Here is a 16,900-nt window from a genome sequence, read left to right on the forward strand (position 1 = left end):
GTCAGCGCCCTCTCAGCCCGGTGCTCCGAGCTCCCGCGTGTGCAAAGGTGCCACCACGCTAGCGTCATTCCGGCCACGCTGAACAGAGGGCCCCTGTCGTTCTTGCGATGATCGGTCGGTGACTTCCTCGCATCAGCACCCGGAAAACGGGTCGGGACACGGCACCGAGCACGGTCCCGGGCACCACCCGTACCCCGAAGCGCTCGCTCATGTCCACGCACATGCCCACGGGCCGGCCGCACCCGTCTCCAAGCATCTGCGCAAGGTCATCGCCGCAGTGCTGATCCCCTTCGCCACAGCGGTACTCGTCGGCCTCGCCGTCCTATGGCCGGGCGGCGCCCCGGCCCACGAACGCACCGGCGTCGGCTTCGACCGGCAGACCGAGACGGGCAGGGTCGTCCGCGTCGAGCAGGTCGACTGCAAGGACGTGAACGCCGCCCAGGTCCCCCCCACCGGTGACACCAGCACGCCGCAGGGCCGGGAGGCGGTCAACGCGCAGCAGGGGCAGTGCAAGCGCGCGACCATCGAGGTGACCAGCGGCCAGGACAAGGGCCGGCGCTTCACCGAGATCGTCCAGCCCGACGCGCCACGGCAGTTGGAGCAGGGTCAGGGCGTGGTCGTGGCGTACGCGCCGGACGCTCCGGAGGACCTCCAGTACTCGGTGACGGACGTCGACCGGAAGTTCCCGCTGCTGCTGCTGTCGGTGGTCTTCGCCCTGGCGGTGGTGGCGGTGGGCCGGCTGCGGGGCATGATGGCGCTGATCGCGCTCGGGACCAGTTTCGTCTTCCTGACCTTCTTCATCCTGCCGGCGATCCTCCAGGGGTCGAACCCGTTGGTCGTGGCGGTGGTCGGTTCGAGCGCGATCATGCTCATCGCGCTGTACCTGAGTCATGGGCTGAGCGCCCGGACCTCGGTCGCGGTGCTCGGCACGCTGATCTCGCTGCTGATCATCGGCCTGCTCGGCTCGCTGTTCATCGGCTGGGCCCGGCTGAGCGGCAACACCGACGACTACACGGGCCTGATCCACGGGCTGTACCCGGGCATCGACATGTCCGGCCTGCTGCTCGCCGGCGTCATCATCGGTTCGCTCGGCGTGCTCGACGACGTGACGGTCACCCAGACATCGGCCGTGTGGGAGCTGCACCAGGCGGATCCGTCGATGGGACCGCGCGCGCTGTACCGGGCGGGCATCCGGATCGGGCGGGACCACATCGCCTCGGTGGTGAACACCCTGGTACTGGCGTACGCGGGTGCGGCGCTGCCCCTGCTGCTGCTGTTCTCCATCGCGCAGAGCAGCGTGGGGACGGTGGCCAACAGCGAGCTGGTGGCTCAGGAGATCGTCCGTACGCTGGTCGGCTCGATCGGGCTAGTGGCGTCGGTGCCGGTGACGACGGGTCTGGCGGCGCTGGTCGTCTCGGCGGACCGGCCCTCGGCAGCCGCGGCCCCGGCACGTGGGGGCCGGGGGCGGCGCCGCAAGAAGTAGCGGCGGTCGGCGCCCGTGGAAGGACGCGGCGGACGGCCGTTCATCCGTCCGGGCCCGGTCTCCCCTTCTCCGGGGAGCCGGGCCCGTTCGCTCCATGGCACCGCGGACGCCTCCTCAGCCGGCGTTCTCGTCGGCGAGGATGCGGCCGAGCACCTCGTCCAGGCCCTCGTCGAAGTCTCCGAGCGAGCGCTCCTGGCCCAGGGGCACCAACTTGTCGGTGCGGTCGAGGAAGGCGACGAGAGGTGGCGCACTGGCTCGGAACAGCGCCTGATCAGCGCCGACGCGCAGTCGGATGTGAACGTCGGAGAGCTCCTCGACCTGGGTCGGTTCGATCCGCACATCGCCGTCACCGGTGGCGCTGTTGATCCCGTCGACGAGCAGCTCGCGCCCGAAAGTCCAGGTCACCGGCGCGTCACCGGGCAAATGGAACGTCATCCGGACCGCGAAGGGGTCCCTGGTCTCGTACCCGAGCTCGACCGGGATCCTGAAGGAGAGCTCCTCCGAGACGATGAAGCTCATCAGGACCTCGGCCTGAACCGACTCGCGCATCACGTACCCCGCTGTAGATGAATGTCTCGATGCAGTTCTGAAAGCAATAGCCACGACAAAACTGGCCAGGATTGATCCCTCCTGGCCTTCTTGACGTAATGCTCCTGTACGCGCTATCAGATCACAAGGAGTGATTTTTCAGATGCTGATAGAGACGGCGAGTGTCCGGAGGAACTTACCGATCTCGGTGCGCAGTCGCTCCACTTCGGGAGGCACGCTTTCATCTCGCATCAGGGGTACGGAAATGGCCATCGCATGACCTGTTTCCTGATAGTCGGCCCACTCGTCGAGGGCGGGGGCGATCGTCGTGGCGGGATGGTCGGAGACGGCTACGAGCTCGATCTCACCGTCCCGGTAGACGGCGAAGCATACGGGGACGCCGATCGTGTCCCGCCAGTGCGCCAGGGAGTCCTCGATCTTGCTGCGACGATTCTGCAGCGATCCCGCAGCGGCCAGCCGCCGGGCGGCCTCGCCGAGGGTGAACACCCCCTTGTCCCGCACCAGGTAGCCCTCGTGCGTGAGGGTGCGCAGCAGGTGGTAGGCCGTGGCCAGCGGCAGACCGGTCTCGCGCGCGAGCTGCTTGGCCGGGGCCCCGCCCTCATGGGACCCGACGGCCTCCAGCAGCCTGAGCGCCCGCTGCACCGAGCCGATCAGGGTCGGAGCCGTGGAAGTCGAAGCCATGACCGAAGGACACCCCCAGGGCATGTCGCCCACGAGCGATCGCCGCTGGCACCGCCATATGCGCCCGCGTGTCCTGCAGATCACGCGGCATACAGTCGCAACAGTCGTACAAACCGCTGGTAAGGCGTTCAGTCAGCCCTTGAATACAAGGACCGCGGAAGCTCTGCCACTCTAATGGCAGACTCCGTTCGGGGGTGACTTCCGACGGGGCCGTTCCCTCGGGCGGCCTAATAGCCGTTCCGGCTCACCAACCGTCGCGTGAGGACGGCGACGATGCCGTGAACTTCCGTACGACATAGACGAGCCCGGCGACGAGGGCGACGAAGACCAGCACCTTGAACAGCAGGCCGACCACGAAAAGGGCAGCGGTCGCGATCACGCTGCCGAAGACGACGACGGCGATCACGGGTATCGCCACCCACTTCACCCACCACGGCAGTCCTGTGAGAAGTCCTCTTACCGCCATCGCCCGGCCTCGTCTCTCTGCGTCGCAACGGTGAACGCTTTCGATGCTAGGGGCGGGGTGGTGTCCGGCGGGGACTCCGCGCCCCTTGGACTTCCCTGAACCTCCCCCTAGGGAAGGCCGGGGCCGCCCCGGCTTCCGGACCCGGCTCCCCTGCGGAGGGAACGTCAGCTCTCGGGCGGAGAGAACACCACCATGACCCGCAGGTCCTCGGTGATGTGGTGGAACTTGTGCGGCACTCCCGCCGGCACGTACACGACGCTGCCGCGCCCCACCTGGGTGGTCTCCGTCCCGACCGTGATCGAGCCGCGGCCGCTGACGACGAAGTAGACCTCGTCCTCCTTGTGCGGCTGCTGCGGGTCCAGCTGTCCGGCATCGAGCGCGTACAGCCCCACGGACATGTTCCGCTCGCGCAGGAACTGCAGGTACGCGCCGTCGTTGGCGACGCGCTCCGCCTCGAGCTCGTCCAGTCGGTATGCCTTCATCGCCGTTCGTCCCCGTCTCGTTCCGATCACGTCTGTCACGATCAGACACATGATGAATTTCGTAGTCAAGACGCTCGCGAACGCGGGTGCCCTGGCGGTGGCGATCTGGCTGCTGCAGAACATCACGCTCACCGGCGAGAGCACCGGCCGCAAGGCGCTGACGCTGGTCCTCGTCGCCCTCGTCTTCGGCGTGGTCAACATCCTCGTCAAGCCCCTCGTGAAGCTGCTCACACTGCCGTTGTTCATCCTCACGCTCGGCCTGTTCACCCTGGTCGTGAACGCGTTGATGCTGCTGCTGACCTCGTGGTTCGCCGAGAAGCTGGACCTCGGCTTCCACGTCGAGGGCTTCTGGACCGCCGTCCTGGGCGGCCTGATCATCTCGGTCGTGTCGTGGGCGCTGAACGTCGTCCTCCCGGACGGGCGCGACTGATGGCGGCGGCACCCGACTGGGGCGACGGCACCCGTGTCGTGCGAGCCGGCCTTCCGGAACCCCTCAAGTACGAACCGACCCTGCCGGGTCCGGTCTTCGCCGCACACTTCCACCTGCCCGGCGAGCCCACCGGCCCGTACACGTACGGGCGCGACGAGAACCCGACCTGGACGCTGCTGGAACGGGCCATCGGCGAGCTGGAGGCGCCCGGGGACAGCACGGTGGAGACCGTGGTCTTCGCCTCCGGTATGGCCGCGATCTCCTCGGTGCTGTTCTCGCAGCTCAGGGCCGGAGACGCCGTGGTCCTCCCGACGGACGGCTACCAGGCCCTGCCCCTCGTGCGCGAGCAGTTGGAGGCGTACGGGATCGAGGTGCGCACCGCGCCGACCGGCGGTGACGCCCAGCTGTCCGTCCTGGACGGTGCGAAGCTGCTGTGGCTGGAGACCCCGTCCAATCCCGGTCTCGACGTGTGCGACATCAGGCGGATGGTGGCGGCGGCCCACGCCGCCGGTGCCCTGGTCGCCGTGGACAACACCCTCGCCACGCCCCTGGGGCAGCGCCCCCTGGTGCTCGGCGCGGACTTCTCGGTGGCCAGCGACACCAAGGGCATGACCGGGCACGGCGACATCCTGCTCGGCCACGTCGCCTGCCGCGACGCGGACCTGGCCGCCGGCGTACGGCGCTGGCGGAAGATCGTCGGCGCGATCCCGGGTCCGATGGAGGCGTGGCTCGCCCACCGCTCCCTCGCCACGCTCCAGCTGCGGGCCGACCGGCAGTGTGCCAACGCTCTGGCGCTGGCCGCGGCGCTGGCGACGCGCGGCGACGTGACGGGGTTGCGCTACCCGGGGCTCCCGGACGACCCTTCGCACGAGGTGGCGGCCGGGCAGATGCGCCGCTTCGGGTCGGTCGTGTCGTTCGTCCTGGCCGACCGGGAACGCGCGGAGCGCTTCCTGGAGGAGCTGCGGTTGGTGGACGACGCGACCAGCTTCGGCGGCGTGAGGTCGACGGCCGAGCGACGCGGGCGGTGGGGCGGCGACGCCGTGCCGCCTGGCTTCATCCGCTTCTCGGTCGGTGCGGAGGACCCCGACGACCTCGTTGCGGACGTGCTGCGTGCCCTGGACGCGGCGGCCGGGCGCGGCTGACGTTTCGGCGCGCGTCGGAACGGCTACGCGGAACGGACGGTCCGAGCCTCCCCCCTCGTGGCTCGGACCGTCCTGCCTGTGTGCCGGATTCCGGTCTGAACCAGGCTAGTTGACTCTACGTCAGTGTCCAATCACGCTAGCGACAGGAGCCTATCGACTTATTTATAGTTGTACGGATCTGGGGGCGGCACCGACCAGGAAGAGGGAGGCGCATGGACCTGAGTCTGCTGCGGACCTTCGTCACGGTGCACCGAGCCGGCTCCTTCACTCGCGCCGCGGCCCTCCTCGGGCTCTCCCAGCCCGCCGTGACCAGTCAGATCCGCACGTTGGAGCGGCAGCTCGGCCGGCCGCTGTTCCTGCGGCAGGCCCGTGGTGTCACCCCCACGACGGTCGGCGACGAGCTCGCCCACCGGGCCGCTCCGCACCTGGACGCGCTCGTGGAGATCACCGAGCTCGGGCCGCACGGGCGGGTCGGGGCCCGCACCCTCCATCTCGCCGGGCCGCCCGAACTCGTCTCGCTCCGGGTGTTACCCGCGCTGACTCCCCTCGTGGCCGAGGGCCTCACCCTGCGCACTTCGCTGTTCGCCGCCTCCGAGGACGGCCTCGACGGGCTGGCCGCCGGGCGCCATGACCTGGTCCTCTCCACGGCACGACCGCGCGGTGGGCTGCTGACGGCGACACCGCTGTGCGACGAGGAGCACGTGCTGGTGGCCGCGCCCCGCTGGGCCGCCCGGCTGGCACCGGACGTGCTGCTGGGCAAGGGCTCCGTCGTTCTGGAGCAGTTGCCGGTGATCGAGGTGCACGAGTCGCTGCCGTTCGTGACCCGGTACTGGTCCGCCGTCTTCGAGTCAAAACCCGCCGCGTCCGCCACGGTCGTCGTCCCCGATCTGCGGGCCGTACGGGAAAGCGCCGCCTCGGGCGCGGGCCTCGCCGTCCTCCCGCGCTACCTGTGCGAGGACGCCCTGGAGAGCGGCCGCCTCGTCGCGCTGCTGGAACCGCCAGTCCCGCCCCTGCGGACGTACTTCCTCGTCGTCCGCACCGGCACATTGGTCCTGAATCACATCGCCCGGGCCCAGGAGACGCTACTGCAGGCAGCAGCCGAGTGGTGACCGTCGGCGGTCGCGTCCCTCCAGGCGTTTCAAGCGGAACGCCACGGGCCATTTTCATGCCATGACCGAACGTCCAGTGGTCAAGCGCACCGCACGGGCCATCCTCCTCGACGGCGACGACCTGATCCTGATCAAGCGCACCAAGCCCGGGATGGACCCCTACTGGCTCACGCCGGGCGGTGGCGTCGAGCCGAGTGACGCGACCGTCGTCGACGCCCTGCACCGGGAGGTCCACGAGGAACTCGGTGCGAAGATCACGGACGTGGTGCCCTGCTTCGTCGACACCGTCGAGCACATCGAGGACGGTGGCGTCTCCGGCGTGAAGGTGCAGCACTTCTTCGTCTGCCACCTGGAGTCGATGGACCCGAGCCGGCGGCACGGCCCCGAGGTGGACGAACCGGTCGGTGAGTACGAGATCGTCCGCGTGCCGTTCAGTCGGGTCGGCATCGCCGCCGTGCACCTCGTCCCGTTGTCGCTGCGCCATTACCTGGACGGCAACATCGAAGGCGTACGCGCCATGCACGCTCCCGATCTGGGCTGATCGTCGCTCCGTCCGGACACGGTCACGGTCACGGCATCGGCTCGCGAGGCATCGGACCGCGAGCCGTGCCGGACGCGGACGAGGGGATGACGGGGCGGTGTTTCACGTGAAACCACCCAAGCGTCCGAGTCACCGGACTTCCCGTCGTCCGTCACCGTGTCCGCCGACCGGCTGCGGGCGTCGCGGCGGCTCCGGCCCGTCAGCGCCGAGCAGGCGCGGTCGGTGCCTCGCGCGTGACCCTGGTCTCCACGGCCGTGCCGTCCCCGGCCGTGGAGCCGGTGACGATTCGGCTCGTACCGCGCCGGTCACGGCGCTCCAGCGCTCCGGACAGCACGGCCAGTCCCAGTGCCGAACCGGCGAGCAGAGCACCGACCCAGTTGGGGGCCGTGATGCCGAGGCCGGCCGCGATGACGAGTCCGCCGAGCCAGGCGGCCAGGGCGTTGCCGAGGTTGAAGGCCCCGATGTTCACGGCGGACGCCAGGGTCGGCGCGCCGGATGCCTGGTCCAGCACCCGCTTCTGCAGGGGTGGCACGGTCGCGAAGCCCAGGGCGCCGATCAACGCGAGCGTGGCGGCGGCGGCAATCTTGTGGTGCGCGGTGAGCGTGAACAGGGCGAGCACCAGGGCGAGGGCGCCCAGTGACACGTACAGCATCGGCATCAGCGCGCGGTCGGCGAACCGGCCGCCGATCAGGTTGCCGCCCACCATGCCCAACCCGAAGAGGACCAGCAGCCAGGTGACGGACGCGTCGGCGAACCCCGCGGCCCCGGTCATCATCGGCGTGATGTAGGTGATCGCAGCGAAGACGCCGCCGAAGCCGAGCACGGTCATCGCCATGGCGAGCAGCACCTGCACGTTGCGGAAGGCCGCCAGCTCGTGACGCAGGCGTACGCCTTCCGGCCGGGGCTGCTCGGGAACGAGCCTGGCGATCCCCAGCAGGCCGAGGACTCCCAGGGCGGCGACGATCAAGAAGGTGGTTCGCCAGCCGGCGCTCTGTCCGACGAACGTGCCGAGTGGCACGCCGACCACGTTGGCGACGGTCAGGCCGGTGAACATCATCGCAATGGCGCCGGCCTTCTTCTCCGGAGCGACCAGGCCGGCTGCGACGACCGAGCCGATGCCGAAGAAGGCGCCGTGGGCGAGGGAGGCCACGATCCGTCCCAGCAGCATCAGACCGAAGGCGGGGGCGAGTGCGGACAGGACGTTGCCCGCGGTGAAGAGGAGCATCAGCAGCATGAGCATCCGCTTCCGGGAGATCCGGGTGCCGAGCACGGTCATGAGCGGAGCTCCGAGGACGACGCCCAGGGCGTACCCCGTAACGAGGTGGCCGGCAGTGGGGATGGAGACGCCGTACTCGGCCGCGACCTCGGGAAGCAACCCCATGATCACGAACTCCGTCGTACCGATTCCGAAGGCCCCGATGGCCAGGGCGAGGAGCGCGAGGGGCATGGGTTCACCCTTTCCGAAGATTGCGTATGCGCTTTACGGGCGTTGACAATAGTTGCAGACGCTCTTTAATTGCAAGCGCGGGCTATTGCAGGAGTCGTCTACCCTGGTGGCGTGGCCGCCCCGGAGGGCCCGTTCGCAAGGGAGAGAGGCAGAGCGATGACAGCGATCGACCCGTCACTGACCGCCCTCGCGCAGGGCTGGTGCGCGCTCTCGCTGCTGCACGGCAGGATCGAGAGCCATGTCGAGCGCGCCCTGGAGTCCCGGCACGGGCTGAGCGTGCGGGAGTACTCGCTGCTCGACGTCCTCAGCCGCCAGCACAGCGGACCGGGTGGACATCTGCAGATGAAGCAGGTCGCCGACGCCGTCGTCCTCAGCCAGAGCGCCACCACGCGTCTGGTCACCCGTCTTGAGGATCGGGGCTTGCTCACCCGCTACCTCTGCGAGACGGACCGGCGTGGCATCTACACCGATGTCACAGAAGCCGGGCAGAGGCTCCTGGCCGAGGCCCGCCCCACCCATGACGTGGCCCTCCGCGAAGCGCTCGACGAGGCAGCCAAGAAGCCGGAGCTGGCCCCCCTGGTGAAGGCATTGGAAGAACTCGACGTCTCGGCATGACCGACGGGGTAGCCTCCACCCCATGAATGATCTTGAAATCCGGCGCGCGACAGCAGACGACGTTCCCACCATCGTGGCGATGCTCGCCGATGACCCGCTCGGCGCCCAGCGGGAATCGCCCGACGACCTCGCCCCCTACCTCGCCGCCTTCGAGCGGGTGGCTGCGGACCCGAACCAGCATCTGGTCGTCGCCGTACGTGACGAGCAGGTCGTCGGCACGCTCCACCTGACCGTCATCCCGGGGCTGTCCCGGCGCGGCGCCACCCGCTCCCTCGTCGAGGCGGTACGGGTGCACGCCGACGCGCGCGGCAGCGGGCTCGGTACGCGGCTGGTCGAGTGGGCCATCGCGGAGTCGCGCCGCCAGGGCTGCACGCTGGTCCAGCTCACCTCGGACGCGACCCGTACCGATGCCCACCGCTTCTACGACCGCCTGGGCTTCACCGCCTCACACGTCGGCTTCAAGCTGGCGCTCTGAGCGTTGTTTCACGTGAAACGTCAGCGCGTGCCCCGCCAACCGCCCTCGTCCACGCCTCCCGGAACGGCGTCTCCCGGCTCGTACGGCTCACGGGTGAACACGAACGACCCCAGGTCCAAGTGGCTCACCGAGCCGTTCCGCCGGCGGACCACGCGGAGCACCTCCCCGTCGTAGTAGCCGTCGAGCCCGAGCCAGGTGCCGTCCGGCAGCGGCCGGAACCGGGACCCGCGCCCGCCACCGCGCAGGGGCTGCAGCTCCACGCCGCCGTCCGCGAGCGCCTTCAGCCCGTACGCGTACGTTCCCCAGTACCAGGGGCCGGTCAGGGAGAGCGGCAAAGCGTCGGCCTTGGACAGGGGGCGCCACGGCTCCGGGAGCCGGGGCTCCGCCTCGGCGACGATCCGTACGAGGTCGGCGGCGAGCACTCCGGTCTGCGGCCCGGACGTCGCGTTGGCCAGGACGACCGCGGCGACATCGTCGTCCACGCTCAGCCACAGACCGGCGACGAAACCCGGCAGGGAACCGGAGTGGCCGACGAGGGTACGGCCGTCCCGCCGCGTCAGCTGCACACCGAGCCCGTAGCCGCCGTCCCAGTCCCCTGCGACGGGCGGCGCGGCGGGCGTACGCATGTCCCGTACGGACTCCGTGGGCAGCACCCGGTCATCCCCCTCCGCGAGGAACGCGGCGAACCGGCAGAGGTCGGCGGCGGTCGACCACAGTTGCCCGGCCGGGGCCATCAATCCCAGGTCCTCGACCGGCTCGGGCAACAGCACGTCCGCCCAGGGGTGGACCGCCCAGCCCTCGGCGTACGGCGCCACCGGCCGTGTTGTCGTCCGGTTCATGCCCAGCGGCTCCAGGACCTCGGTGCGCAGCGCCTCCTCCCACGGGATGCCGCGTACCGCGGAAACGAGCGAGCCCAGCAGCGTGTAGCCGGTGTTGGAGTAGTGGTGGACACGCCCCGGCGGATGAGCGAGCGGCCGTTCCCCGAGGACGTCGGCGAGGCCAGGGCGCAATTCGCCCGGCGTCCGCTCCCACCAGGGGTCCGGTGACTCGGCCGCCAGTCCAGCCGTATGGCTCAGGAGCTGGGCGACGGTCACATCGCCCACGTCCGTGCCCGGCAGGTGCTTCTCCAGAGGGTCGTCCAGACCGAGCAGGCCCTCCTCCCGCAACCGCATCACCAGGACGGCGGTGAAAGTCTTGGTGATCGAACCGATTCGGTACTGCGTATCGGCGGCGGACGCGACGTCGCCCCACGCGCCCGACCACACCATCCGGCCGCTTCGGGCGACCGCCCCGACGAGTGAGGGTGTCCGGCCTTCGGCCTGGCCGACGGCGATCCGGTGGAGCAGCGAGCGCTCCGTGGCGGGCAGGAGAGGCGCAGAGGACGAGGTCATGGACTCAGGTGTACCGCACGGCACGGAACCCGCTGCCCCCGGCCCGCGTCGACATCAGTGACCGCGATGATCGAGGAGGGCCGCGCATGTCCGTGACACTGGGCGAGGAAGTCATGTTGCTGTCACTGGACGACGAGTCCGGTGTCGCGAAGGACCGGGCCTCCGCGGGTTGGGCCGTGGCGGGCGGCACCCTGCTGGAGCTGGCCCTGCGGTACAGGATCCAGGTCGTGTCCGGCCGGGTGGGCATCACCGACACCTCGTCGACGGGCGACGAACTGCTCGACGAGCGGCTGCACCGACTCGCCGACTGGGCCCACCGGCACCGCTCCGGGAAGGTCACCGACTGGCTGGCGAAGGACCAGGCCACCGCCGTACGGGCGACGGTGCGGAGTCTGTGCGAGCGCGGCCTGGTCGTCGAGGAACGGCATCGCACGATGGGCCTCTTCCCCGTACGGCGCTACCCGGAGGCGGACGGCACCGTGGAGCGCGAGCTCCGCGACCGGCTGGCCCGCGTCGTCCTGCGGGGCGCCCGCCCCGACAACCGCACGTCCGCGCTCATCGCGCTCCTGCACGGCGCCCGGTTGCACGGCATCGCCTTCCCCGATGCTTCCCGCAAGGAGATCGAGCCCCGCATGGCCACGATCGCCGAGGGCCAGTGGGCGGCCGACAGCGTCCGCAGGGCGATCCGCGACATGCAGGCGACGATGGCCGCGGTCACCGCCGTGACCATCACCGCCTGTACGTGACGCATGGTCAGGACCCCGTCCCCAGCGGGCGGACGGCGAAACCGGCGCTCAGCGCGCTGGACACCGGCGCGGTCACCGGCGGGCCAACACGCCACTGACGTCACGGCCGGCCACCACCACGGTCGCCGCCGCCAACACGCCGTTTGAGCACCATCTGCCGTCCCCGGCTGAACCACGGGATCAGGTCTGGGCCATGTCGACGAAGCGTGAGTAGTGGCCCTGGAAGGCGACCGTGATGGTGGCCGTGGGGCCGTTGCGGTGCTTGGCCACGATGAGGTCCGCCTCGCCCGCGCGGGGGGACTCCTTCTCGTAGGCGTCCTCGCGGTGGAGCAGGATGACCATGTCCGCGTCCTGCTCGATCGAGCCGGACTCTCGCAGGTCGGACACCATGGGCTTCTTGTCCGTGCGCTGCTCGGGACCTCGGTTGAGCTGTGACAGGGCGATGACCGGAAGCTCCAGCTCCTTCGCGAGGAGCTTGAGGTTGCGGGACATGTCCGAGACCTCCTGCTGGCGGCTCTCGGCGCGGCGGGAACCACCGGACTGCATCAGCTGGAGGTAGTCGATGACCACCAGCTTGAGGTTGTTCCGCTGCTTCAGGCGGCGGCACTTGGCGCGGATCTCCATCATCGACAGGTTCGGGGAGTCGTCGATGTAGAGCGGGGCCTGCGAGACGTCCGGCATGCGCCGGGCCAGTCTGGTCCAGTCCTCGTCGGTCATCGTCCCGGACCGCATGTGGTGCAGCGCCACCCGGGCCTCGGCGGACAGCAGACGCATCGCGATCTCGTTGCGGCCCATCTCCAGCGAGAAGATGACGCTCGGCAGGTTGTGCTTGATCGAACAGGCGCGCGCGAAGTCCAGCGCCAGCGTCGACTTGCCCATGGCGGGACGGGCCGCGATGACGATCATCTGGCCGGGGTGGAGGCCGTTGGTGAGGGAGTCGAAGTCGGTGAAGCCGGTCGGCACACCGGTCATCTCGCCGCTGCGGGAGCCGATCGCCTCGATCTCGTCGAGGGCGCCCTCCATGATGTCGCTGAGGGGGAGGTAGTCCTCGCTGGTGCGCTGCTCCGTGACGGCGTAGATCTCCGCCTGGGCCTGGTTGACGATCTCGTCGACGTCGCCGTCCGCCGCGTACCCCATCTGCGTGATCTTGGTGCCGGCCTCCACGAGGCGGCGCAGCACCGCTCGCTCGTGGACGATCTCCGCGTAGTACGAGGCGTTGGCCGCGGTCGGTACGGACTGCACCAGGGTGTGCAGGTACGACGCCCCGCCCACCCGGTTGATCTCGCCGCGCTTGGTGAGTTCGGCGCCCACGGTGATGGGGTCGGCCGGCTCGCCCTTGGCGTAGAGGTCGAGGATCGCCTGGTAGATCGTCTCGTGGGCCGGGCGGTAGAAGTCGTGGCCCTTGAGGATCTCCACGACGTCCGCGATGGCGTCCTTGGAGAGCAGCATGCCGCCGAGCACGGACTGCTCGGCGTCGAGGTCCTGCGGGGGGACGCGCTCGAAGCCGCCGGCACCGCTGTCCCAGGGGCCGCTCTCGGCGCCCCGCTCGTGCTGCTCCTCGCGTCCCCGGCCACGGCCGCCGCCTCGCCCTCCGACCGGTGCTTCGGCTCCGCGCTGGCGGGAGACGGGCAGACGGTCGCTCGGGCCGCTGTCGGTCCAGGGGTCGTCCAAGGGCTCCGGAATGGTCACCGGCCACCTCCTCCCGTCCGCACCGCGGACCTTGGCGTGTCACTCTTTCTACGCCACGGCTCTGACAAACAAGAGGCTCCAACTCCACCTCGCGGCACGTCGGGCGCCGGACCACGGTAGGCCCGCGGGCACCGTCAGCCAATCTGGTTATCCACAGGGCCTGTGGGCGAACGCCCCGATGCTGTGGAGAACTCGCCGGATCCTGTGCACGGACCGGGGGACAGTCGTGTGGACAAACTCATAACGCTCTCCACACACCCGCTCTGACCTGCTTTTTTTCCATCCACCGGCTGTGGGGGAGAAAAACTTTCCCCAGGGACTCAAGATCCGCACAAACAGCTCAGGCATCCTCCCCCGAAGCACAGCCATGTAAGGCCTGATGATGGATTGCGCCTCTTACCTGTGGACGATTACATTGAATGCATGACTCAGGCTTCCCCGGCTCCCGAGAACGTCCGCCGCTCCCACGACCGAGAGATCCTCGCCCTCGCCGTCCCTGCCTTCGGAGCCCTCGTCGCCGAGCCCCTGTTCGTACTCGTCGACAGCGCCGTCATCGGTCATCTCGGCACCCCCCAACTGGCCGGCCTGGGCATCGCGGCCCCCCTCCTGGCGACGGCCGTCAGCGTCTTCGTCTTCCTCGCCTACGCCACCACGGCGGCCGTCGCCCGGCGCGTCGGCGCGGATGATCTCCCGGCGGCGATCCGCCAGGGCATGGACGGCATCTGGCTCGCCCTCCTCCTCGGCCTGGCCGTCGTCGCGGTCACCCTGCCGACCGCTCCCTGGGTCGTCGAGGTCTTCGGAGCCTCCGGCACCGCCGCCCCGCACGCCGCGACCTACCTCAGGATCTCCAGCCTTGGCATTCCCGCGATGCTCATCGTCCTCGCCGCCACCGGCGTCCTGCGCGGCCTCCAGAACACCAGGACCCCCCTCTACGTCGCGATCGGCGGCTTCAGCGCCAACGCCGTCCTGAACGTCGTGCTGGTCTACGGTGCCGGGCTCGGGATCGCCGGCTCCGCGTGGGGCACCGTCATCGCGCAGTGCGGCATGGCCGTCGCGTACCTCACCGTCGTCGTCCGCGGGGCCCGGCGCCACGGTGCCTCGCTCCGGCCCGACGCGGCCGGGATCCGGGCCAGCGCCCAGGCCGGCGTCCCGCTCCTCGTCCGCACCCTCTCCCTGCGCGCCGTACTGATGATCGCGACCGCCATCGCCGCCCGGCTCGGTGACGTACCGGTGGCCGCGCACCAGATCATCCTCTCGCTGTGGAGCCTGATGGCCTTCGCGCTCGATGCCATCGCCATTGCGGGCCAGGCCATCATCGGCCGTTATCTGGGTGCGGGGAACACCGATGGCGCCCGCGCGGTCTGCCGCCGCATGGTGCAGTGGGGCATCGTCTCAGGCGTGGTCCTGGGCGTTCTGGTCGTGGCCGCCCGTCCTCTGTTCATTCCGATCTTCACGGGTGATGACGCCGTACGGGACGCTCTCCTGCCCGCACTGCTGGTCGTGGCGCTCTCCCAGCCGATCGCCGGGGTCGTCTTCGTCCTGGACGGCGTCCTGATGGGGGCCGGAGACGGGCCGTATCTGGCGGGCGCGATGGTGGTCACCCTGGTCGTCTTCGCTCCGGTCGCCCTGCTCGTTCCGATTCTCGGGGGTGGGCTAACGGCCCTGTGGTGGGCGATGTTCCTGATGATGGCCACTCGAATGGTGACGCTGTGGCTGCGGATGCGCTCCGGTCGCTGGCTGGTGACCGGCGCCACACGTTGACGAGCACACGGTGTTTCACGTGAAACACGCCGTTTTACGTGAAACACCAGGGAAGTTTCACGTGAAACACCGGAGGACACGACGAAGGGCCGCACCCAAGCGGGTGCGGCCCTTCAGTGCTCAGCCCTGCGAAGGCAGTGCTCAGGCAGCGACGACCTCGACACCGAGGTTCGCGGCGACCTCGGGGTGCAGACGCACGGACACCTGGTGCGAGCCCAGGGTCTTGATCGGCGCACCGAGCTCGACACGGCGCTTGTCGACGTCCGGGCCACCGGCGGACTTGATCGCCGAGGCGATGTCAGCCGGGGTGACGGAGCCGAACAGACGGCCGGCGTCGCCGGAGCGAACGGCCAGCTGCACCTTGACGGACTCGAGCTGGGCCTTGATCTGGTTGGCCTGCTCGATGGTCGCGATCTCGTGGATCTTGCGGGCGCGGCGGATCTGCGCCACGTCCTTCTCGCCACCCTTGGTCCAGCGGATCGCGAAACCGCGCGGGACCAGGTAGTTGCGAGCGTAGCCGTCCTTGACGTCGACGACGTCGCCGGCCGCACCGAGGCCGGAGACCTCGTGGGTAAGGATGATCTTCATTAGTAGGTCACCCTTCCTTATCGCGCGGTGGACGTGTAGGGCAGCAGCGCCATCTCACGGCTGTTCTTGACGGCCGTGGCGACGTCACGCTGGTGCTGCGTGCAGTTGCCGGTCACGCGACGGGCACGGATCTTGCCGCGGTCGGAGATGAACTTCCGCAGCATGTTCGTGTCCTTGTAGTCCACGTACGCGGTCTTGTCCTTGCAGAACGCGCAGACCTTCTTCTTAGGCTTGCGCACAGGCGGCTTCGCCATGGTGTTTCTCCTGTGTGATCAAGAAGTGGGGTACGAGCCCGGCCCTAGAAGGGGGGCTCGTCCGAGTAGCCGCCGCCGGAGCTGCCGCCCCAGCCGCCCTGGCCGCCCTGCTGGCCGCCGGCGGGCGCGCCGCCCGCCCAGGGGTCGTCGGCGGGAGCGCCGCCGCCCTGCTGGCCGCCCGGGGCACCGCCCCAGCCGCCCTGGCCGCCCTGCTGGCCGCCGCCGTAGCCGCCCTGACCGCCGCGGCCGGTGGTCTTGGTGACCTTCGCCGTGGCGTTCTTGAGGCTCGGGCCGACTTCCTCGACGTCCAGCTCGAAGACCGTGCGCTTGACGCCCTCGCGGTCCTCGTAGGACCGCTGCTTCAGCCGGCCCTGCACGATGACGCGCATGCCCCGCTGGAGCGACTCGGCGACGTTCTCCGCCGCCTGGCGCCAGACCGAGCAGGTCAGGAACAGGCTCTCGCCGTCCTTCCACTCATTGGTCTGACGATCGAAGGTGCGGGGGGTGGACGCGACGCGGAACTTCGCGACCGCCGCACCGGAAGGGGTGAAGCGCAGCTCGGGGTCGTCGACAAGATTGCCGACGACCGTGATGACGGTCTCGCCTGCCATGGGGAACCTCTCGGCGGGTTTGCTTCTGGCTGCTTGCTGCTACTCGGACCCGATGACCAGTGAGCGGAAAGCTCAGTGGGTCTCGGGGCGGAGGACCTTGGTCCGGAGGACCGACTCGTTCAGGTTCATCTGGCGGTCGAGCTCCTTGACGACCGCAGGCTCGGCCTGCAGGTCGATGACCGAGTAGATGCCCTCGGGCTTCTTCTTGATCTCGTAAGCGAGACGACGACGGCCCCAGGTGTCGACCTTCTCGACCTTTCCGTTGCCCTCACGGACGACGGAGAGGAAGTTCTCGATCAGCGGGGAGACAGCGCGCTCCTCGAGATCGGGGTCGAGGATGACCATCACCTCGTAGTGACGCATGTGGAACCCACCTCCTTTGGACTCAGCGGCCACGGTCGTTCCGTGGCAGGAGGGTCGTGATGCGTGCGCAACGGTAT

General features: G+C 69.4%; 20 protein-coding genes. 9 read left to right on the plus strand and 11 right to left on the minus strand.

Annotated features, from left to right (window positions below; all coding sequences use genetic code 11):
* Window positions 1-118 precede the first annotated feature (118 nt).
* A complete protein-coding gene (locus tag AC07D6_RS15515; RefSeq protein WP_479044697.1) occupies window positions 119-1,483 on the plus strand; it encodes a YibE/F family protein in 1,365 nt (454 codons plus the stop codon).
* A gap of 114 nt (window positions 1,484-1,597) precedes the next feature.
* Here the strand turns inward: AC07D6_RS15515 and AC07D6_RS15520 are convergent, their stop codons facing one another.
* The 4 genes from AC07D6_RS15520 to AC07D6_RS15535 all read right to left on the minus strand — a co-directional run bounded on the left by AC07D6_RS15520 (window position 1,598) and on the right by AC07D6_RS15535 (window position 3,661).
* The gene (locus AC07D6_RS15520) at window positions 1,598-2,032 is read right to left on the minus strand and encodes an SsgA family sporulation/cell division regulator (protein WP_315876951.1); all 435 of its coding nucleotides are present in this window, start codon (window positions 2,030-2,032) and stop codon (window positions 1,598-1,600) included.
* 138 nt (window positions 2,033-2,170) lie between these two features.
* Window positions 2,171-2,713: a helix-turn-helix domain-containing protein gene (locus tag AC07D6_RS15525; RefSeq protein ID WP_479044700.1), complete on the minus strand. Its 543-nt coding sequence runs from the start codon at window positions 2,711-2,713 to the stop codon at window positions 2,171-2,173.
* 244 nt (window positions 2,714-2,957) lie between these two features.
* Entirely contained in the window at window positions 2,958-3,179 is a 222-nt protein-coding gene (locus AC07D6_RS15530; protein ID WP_315876953.1) for a DUF5326 family protein, read from the minus strand.
* Between the two features lie 164 nt (window positions 3,180-3,343).
* Window positions 3,344-3,661: a cupin domain-containing protein gene (locus AC07D6_RS15535; RefSeq protein ID WP_479044703.1), complete on the minus strand. Its 318-nt coding sequence runs from the start codon at window positions 3,659-3,661 to the stop codon at window positions 3,344-3,346.
* Window positions 3,662-3,710: 49 nt separating this feature from the next.
* Between AC07D6_RS15535 and AC07D6_RS15540 the strand changes: the two genes are divergently transcribed.
* The 4 genes from AC07D6_RS15540 to AC07D6_RS15555 all read left to right on the plus strand — a co-directional run bounded on the left by AC07D6_RS15540 (window position 3,711) and on the right by AC07D6_RS15555 (window position 6,883).
* Window positions 3,711-4,091 carry a phage holin family protein gene (locus tag AC07D6_RS15540; RefSeq protein WP_479044705.1) on the plus strand — a complete coding sequence of 127 codons (381 nt, stop codon included), beginning with the start codon at window positions 3,711-3,713 and terminating at the stop codon, window positions 4,089-4,091.
* Window positions 4,091-5,233, plus strand: a complete 1,143-nt coding sequence (locus AC07D6_RS15545; RefSeq protein ID WP_479044708.1) for a cystathionine gamma-lyase — start codon at window positions 4,091-4,093, stop codon at window positions 5,231-5,233. The genes AC07D6_RS15540 and AC07D6_RS15545 overlap by 1 nt, the downstream gene beginning before the upstream one ends.
* Before the next feature lie 212 nt (window positions 5,234-5,445).
* Window positions 5,446-6,342, plus strand: coding sequence for a LysR family transcriptional regulator (locus AC07D6_RS15550; protein WP_479044710.1), 897 nt, complete (start codon window positions 5,446-5,448; stop codon window positions 6,340-6,342).
* A 61-nt stretch (window positions 6,343-6,403) separates the two neighbouring features.
* The gene (locus tag AC07D6_RS15555) at window positions 6,404-6,883 is read left to right on the plus strand and encodes an NUDIX domain-containing protein (RefSeq protein WP_315876958.1); all 480 of its coding nucleotides are present in this window, start codon (window positions 6,404-6,406) and stop codon (window positions 6,881-6,883) included.
* Window positions 6,884-7,082: 199 nt separating this feature from the next.
* On the opposite strand, the gene AC07D6_RS15560 is transcribed toward AC07D6_RS15555, so the two are convergent.
* Window positions 7,083-8,330 (minus strand): MFS transporter, encoded by a 1,248-nt coding sequence (locus tag AC07D6_RS15560; protein WP_479044713.1) that lies wholly within the window; start codon window positions 8,328-8,330, stop codon window positions 7,083-7,085.
* Between the two features lie 156 nt (window positions 8,331-8,486).
* Here AC07D6_RS15560 and AC07D6_RS15565 point away from each other — a divergent pair, with 156 nt between their 5' ends.
* Together AC07D6_RS15565 and AC07D6_RS15570 are read left to right on the plus strand one after the other, a co-directional pair.
* The gene (locus AC07D6_RS15565; protein ID WP_479044715.1) at window positions 8,487-8,945 is read left to right on the plus strand and encodes a MarR family winged helix-turn-helix transcriptional regulator; all 459 of its coding nucleotides are present in this window, start codon (window positions 8,487-8,489) and stop codon (window positions 8,943-8,945) included.
* A gap of 22 nt (window positions 8,946-8,967) precedes the next feature.
* Window positions 8,968-9,420: a GNAT family N-acetyltransferase gene (locus tag AC07D6_RS15570; protein ID WP_315876962.1), complete on the plus strand. Its 453-nt coding sequence runs from the start codon at window positions 8,968-8,970 to the stop codon at window positions 9,418-9,420.
* A gap of 20 nt (window positions 9,421-9,440) precedes the next feature.
* Here the strand turns inward: AC07D6_RS15570 and AC07D6_RS15575 are convergent, their stop codons facing one another.
* Window positions 9,441-10,811, minus strand: coding sequence for a serine hydrolase domain-containing protein (locus AC07D6_RS15575; protein WP_479044717.1), 1,371 nt, complete (start codon window positions 10,809-10,811; stop codon window positions 9,441-9,443).
* 86 nt (window positions 10,812-10,897) lie between these two features.
* Between AC07D6_RS15575 and AC07D6_RS15580 the strand changes: the two genes are divergently transcribed.
* The gene (locus AC07D6_RS15580; protein ID WP_479044719.1) at window positions 10,898-11,557 is read left to right on the plus strand and encodes a GOLPH3/VPS74 family protein; all 660 of its coding nucleotides are present in this window, start codon (window positions 10,898-10,900) and stop codon (window positions 11,555-11,557) included.
* A 180-nt stretch (window positions 11,558-11,737) separates the two neighbouring features.
* On the opposite strand, the gene dnaB is transcribed toward AC07D6_RS15580, so the two are convergent.
* Window positions 11,738-13,246 (minus strand): replicative DNA helicase, encoded by a 1,509-nt coding sequence (dnaB, locus tag AC07D6_RS15585; protein WP_315876965.1) that lies wholly within the window; start codon window positions 13,244-13,246, stop codon window positions 11,738-11,740.
* 423 nt (window positions 13,247-13,669) lie between these two features.
* On the opposite strand from dnaB, the gene AC07D6_RS15590 reads away from it, so the two are divergent.
* Window positions 13,670-15,007 (plus strand): MATE family efflux transporter, encoded by a 1,338-nt coding sequence (locus tag AC07D6_RS15590; RefSeq protein ID WP_479044721.1) that lies wholly within the window; start codon window positions 13,670-13,672, stop codon window positions 15,005-15,007.
* A 141-nt stretch (window positions 15,008-15,148) separates the two neighbouring features.
* Here the strand turns inward: AC07D6_RS15590 and rplI are convergent, their stop codons facing one another.
* The 4 genes from rplI to rpsF form a co-directional block, all read right to left on the minus strand.
* Window positions 15,149-15,595 (minus strand): 50S ribosomal protein L9, encoded by a 447-nt coding sequence (gene rplI / locus AC07D6_RS15595; protein ID WP_315876967.1) that lies wholly within the window; start codon window positions 15,593-15,595, stop codon window positions 15,149-15,151.
* Window positions 15,596-15,612: 17 nt separating this feature from the next.
* Complete coding sequence (rpsR, locus tag AC07D6_RS15600) at window positions 15,613-15,849, minus strand: 30S ribosomal protein S18 (RefSeq protein ID WP_005315025.1); 237 nt, start codon at window positions 15,847-15,849, stop codon at window positions 15,613-15,615.
* Window positions 15,850-15,893: 44 nt separating this feature from the next.
* Window positions 15,894-16,460, minus strand: coding sequence for a single-stranded DNA-binding protein (locus AC07D6_RS15605; protein ID WP_315876968.1), 567 nt, complete (start codon window positions 16,458-16,460; stop codon window positions 15,894-15,896).
* A gap of 72 nt (window positions 16,461-16,532) precedes the next feature.
* A complete protein-coding gene (gene rpsF, locus AC07D6_RS15610; RefSeq protein WP_004950685.1) occupies window positions 16,533-16,823 on the minus strand; it encodes a 30S ribosomal protein S6 in 291 nt (96 codons plus the stop codon).
* Between the last annotated feature and the right edge of the window lie 77 nt (window positions 16,824-16,900).

The organism is Streptomyces sp. NPDC045287 (assembly GCF_056432325.1).

What these genes read in the sequence shown, in the direction of transcription:
- AC07D6_RS15520 (WP_315876951.1), bottom strand. Translation starts at nt 2,032, where the DNA reads ATGCGCGAGTCGGTTCAGGCCGAGGTCCTGATGAGCTTCATCGTCTCG.
- AC07D6_RS15525 (WP_479044700.1), bottom strand. Translation starts at nt 2,713, where the DNA reads ATGGCTTCGACTTCCACGGCTCCGACCCTGATCGGCTCGGTGCAGCGG.
- AC07D6_RS15530 (WP_315876953.1), bottom strand. Translation starts at nt 3,179, where the DNA reads ATGGCGGTAAGAGGACTTCTCACAGGACTGCCGTGGTGGGTGAAGTGG.
- AC07D6_RS15535 (WP_479044703.1), bottom strand. Translation starts at nt 3,661, where the DNA reads ATGAAGGCATACCGACTGGACGAGCTCGAGGCGGAGCGCGTCGCCAAC.
- AC07D6_RS15540 (WP_479044705.1), top strand. Translation starts at nt 3,711, where the DNA reads ATGATGAATTTCGTAGTCAAGACGCTCGCGAACGCGGGTGCCCTGGCG.
- AC07D6_RS15545 (WP_479044708.1), top strand. Translation starts at nt 4,091, where the DNA reads ATGGCGGCGGCACCCGACTGGGGCGACGGCACCCGTGTCGTGCGAGCC.
- AC07D6_RS15550 (WP_479044710.1), top strand. Translation starts at nt 5,446, where the DNA reads ATGGACCTGAGTCTGCTGCGGACCTTCGTCACGGTGCACCGAGCCGGC.
- AC07D6_RS15555 (WP_315876958.1), top strand. Translation starts at nt 6,404, where the DNA reads ATGACCGAACGTCCAGTGGTCAAGCGCACCGCACGGGCCATCCTCCTC.
- AC07D6_RS15560 (WP_479044713.1), bottom strand. Translation starts at nt 8,330, where the DNA reads ATGCCCCTCGCGCTCCTCGCCCTGGCCATCGGGGCCTTCGGAATCGGT.
- AC07D6_RS15565 (WP_479044715.1), top strand. Translation starts at nt 8,487, where the DNA reads ATGACAGCGATCGACCCGTCACTGACCGCCCTCGCGCAGGGCTGGTGC.
- AC07D6_RS15570 (WP_315876962.1), top strand. Translation starts at nt 8,968, where the DNA reads ATGAATGATCTTGAAATCCGGCGCGCGACAGCAGACGACGTTCCCACC.
- AC07D6_RS15575 (WP_479044717.1), bottom strand. Translation starts at nt 10,811, where the DNA reads ATGACCTCGTCCTCTGCGCCTCTCCTGCCCGCCACGGAGCGCTCGCTG.
- AC07D6_RS15580 (WP_479044719.1), top strand. Translation starts at nt 10,898, where the DNA reads ATGTCCGTGACACTGGGCGAGGAAGTCATGTTGCTGTCACTGGACGAC.
- AC07D6_RS15590 (WP_479044721.1), top strand. Translation starts at nt 13,670, where the DNA reads ATGACTCAGGCTTCCCCGGCTCCCGAGAACGTCCGCCGCTCCCACGAC.
- rplI (WP_315876967.1), bottom strand. Translation starts at nt 15,595, where the DNA reads ATGAAGATCATCCTTACCCACGAGGTCTCCGGCCTCGGTGCGGCCGGC.
- rpsR (WP_005315025.1), bottom strand. Translation starts at nt 15,849, where the DNA reads ATGGCGAAGCCGCCTGTGCGCAAGCCTAAGAAGAAGGTCTGCGCGTTC.
- AC07D6_RS15605 (WP_315876968.1), bottom strand. Translation starts at nt 16,460, where the DNA reads ATGGCAGGCGAGACCGTCATCACGGTCGTCGGCAATCTTGTCGACGAC.
- rpsF (WP_004950685.1), bottom strand. Translation starts at nt 16,823, where the DNA reads ATGCGTCACTACGAGGTGATGGTCATCCTCGACCCCGATCTCGAGGAG.